This window comes from Phyllobacterium sp. P5_D12 (assembly GCF_054049495.1).
The window spans coordinates 1-649 of record NZ_JBFUMG010001122.1 but is presented as its reverse complement, the minus strand read 5'-3'; the positions used below and the strand labels follow the sequence as shown (position 1 = coordinate 649).

General features: G+C 57.3%; 1 protein-coding gene. It reads left to right on the top strand.

What is annotated here, in order from left to right; translation table 11 throughout:
• A partial coding sequence (locus ACXJ5O_RS29060) for a transporter substrate-binding domain-containing protein (RefSeq protein ID WP_457302928.1) occupies positions 1 to 649 on the top strand: 649 nt, incomplete at both ends.

The window sequence follows — 649 nt, the reverse complement described above, 5'->3', positions numbered from 1 at the left end:
TCGCAACGGAGGGCGCATTCAAGCCGTACAACTTCACAAAGCCCGACGGAACACTCGACGGTTACGAGATCGAGCTTTCGAAGTATCTCTGCGATCACATGAAAGTCGAGTGCAAGATTGTAGTCCAGGACTTCGACGGGATGATCCCCGCGCTCAATGCCGGTAAGTTCGATGCCATCATGTCGGGCATGTCGGCGACCGCCAAGCGTGAGCAAATCATCGACTTCAGCCAGTCCTACGGTTCCACCGGCCAAGCTTTTGCAACGTTGAAATCAAGCCCTTTGGCAGGCATGGAATTCAAGGGCGAAGTCTTCTCGCTGGCATCCAATGAGGCGGGCGCCATCAGCGCTTTGGAGAAGCTTAAGCCACTCTTGCAAGGCAAGACCATCGGCGTCCAGACCGCCTCGACAGGTGCGACCTTCGTCGAGAAATACTTGAAGGACGTTGTCGAGGTTCGTGAGTACAAGACCACCGAGCAGCACGATCTTGATCTCGCCGCAGGCCGCGTCGATCTCGTCATGGCCTCCATGGCCTATCTGACGACATCGGCCGCCAAGCCGGGCAATGAGGAGATGACTGTCGCTGGTCCGCGCTTTCAGGGCGGGTTCCTGGGTAAAGGCAGCTCTGTCGGTCTGCGCAAGAACGAGCC